1 protein-coding gene is annotated in these 1,922 nt (G+C 44.8%); it reads right to left on the bottom strand.

Features of this window, described 5'->3' with window-relative positions; all coding sequences use genetic code 11:
* Positions 1-71 precede the first annotated feature (71 nt).
* Positions 72-1,463 carry a group II intron reverse transcriptase/maturase gene (gene ltrA / locus NHH16_RS15300; RefSeq protein ID WP_163358317.1) on the bottom strand — a complete coding sequence of 464 codons (1,392 nt, stop codon included), beginning with the start codon at positions 1,461-1,463 and terminating at the stop codon, positions 72-74.
* Positions 1,464-1,922: the final 459 nt, after the last annotated feature.

Genomic DNA, 1,922 nt, shown 5'->3' with positions numbered 1-1,922 from the left:
ATCGAGTAGGAGGCGGTGACTAACCGCCGTCCTCTCACAGCACCGTACGTACCGTTCGGTATACGGCGCTTTCAATAGTTGACGTGCACAGACTGATAGGCTGTGGCTAAATCATAGAAGCCACTGTTTATCAGTCTTTCTTTTGTCAAGGCTCTGTTGACCGCTCCCATTCCTGACACATACCAGTGTTTCTTGCGGCTATTTGCCGCCATATGTGCGAAGTACTCCGGTATTCCAAGTTTTATTAGATTCCTTTTCTTCGTTCTAGGCAATTTCCATTGTTTCCATATACACATACGAATCCTATGGTAGAGCCATGAATTAAGGGCATCTATCTTATTTTTCATGTCAGCAATCCCGTAATAATTAAGCCATCCTCGCATATACACCTTTATTCTCTCAAGAGCAGGACGTATGCTCTGAACAGACCTTCGGGAACTAAGTTCTTTCAGTTTCGACTTCATTTTCTTCCATGACTCCCCATGAACCCGGACATATACGCCCTTTCCGTTCTTTCCCAATGTGAAGCCAAGGAACTTAAAATTTCGGATTGCAAACACGCTTACTACACGACTTTTCTTCTGGTTTACTTTCAACTTTAATTTTCCTTCCAGATACTTCGTGCATGATTCCAAGAGTCTCGTTGCGGCTCTTCTGCTCTTCGCCAACAGTACGATATCATCAGCATAACGTACGAAAAATACGCCTCGATTTTGATACTCTTGGTCAAACTCATTTAGATAGATGTTCGCTAAAAGGGGAGATAAATTTCCCCCTTGCGGTGAACCTTCTTCTGTTTTCACGACAACGCCATTTTCCATGACGCCACTCTTTAGGTATCTTTTAATCCACTGAATCACTCGCTCATCTTTTATATTTCTTCTCAAGATATTTAGGAGCATCTCGTGGTTCAAAGTATCAAAGTACTTCGATAAGTCCAAAGATACTGCATAAACGTATCCTTGCTCTGCGTATTCCTTTATTTTCAGAATGGCTTCTTTTGCACTCCTTCCCGGACGATAGCCATAGTTATTGTCCGAGAACAGTGGTTCATAGATAGGCATTAGCTGTTGTGTAATTGCCTGTTGGAATATACGGTCTTTAACGGTCGGAATACCAAGCTTTCGTATTCCACCATCCGCCTTTGGGATTTCTACTCTTCTTACCGGGTCGGGGGTATATTTCCCTCTGTAGATTCTTTCAACAATCTCTTTTTGATTTTCTTGTAGATATTTGCCTATTTCCTCTACTGTAATTCCGTCGATTCCCGGCGCTCCCTTATTTGCCTTCACTCTCTTAAAAGCTCTGTTAAGGTTATCCTTATACAGTATCTTCTCCAAAAGCTCCGGCTGCGCACTATCTCTTTCCTTCCATATCTGACGGAAAGAGCGACGCGCTCTCACATACCCTTTGCATTCCGTGCTATCTCTCTGTGAGCAGCTTTCCTTGTTTTCTGCGCCCATTTCTCTTTCCTCCTTTCCCGGTTGTACTAAAGATTCCTATTGATTCGGTCCTTCGCCTAAGTGCCCTGCGGGTGCTCGGCTAATATGACCTCTGCTGACTTCTGCATGTTCAGCACTGCCTCATTTCTTTGTACAGTGGTTACTCCTTTCAGAGCGTATCACACAGACCTCCCTGGGTACCACACGTTTCTTTCTCTCCATCCATCTGCCACATATACCATACATGATTCCGTGTAGTTATTGGGCTTTAGCTTGTGCAGCAGCCTTACCCTCATGCATAGCCTGATGTGATTTCTGTTCGTCAGACCAGAGATTTGCCCGTTGGTTAGTATGTTCCCAACATCCAGCTTCCTTCAGATTCCACCTCACGATGGACACCCTTGCCTTCGGCTATATCCTTCCCACTACCGGGCGGATTGCGGACTTACACCGGTTAGAAACGTGCGCCGCCAGGCGCAC

This window comes from Ohessyouella blattaphilus (assembly GCF_024721265.1).
Lineage (GTDB): Bacteria > Bacillota > Clostridia > Lachnospirales > Lachnospiraceae > Aequitasia > Aequitasia blattaphilus_A.
The sequence above is the reverse complement of the archived record's forward strand: the minus strand, read 5'-3'. Positions and strand labels throughout refer to the sequence as shown.

Excerpts from the sequence above, each read along its gene's own strand:
- ltrA (WP_163358317.1), bottom strand. The coding sequence starts at position 1,463 with ATGGGCGCAGAAAACAAGGAAAGCTGCTCACAGAGAGATAGCACGGAA.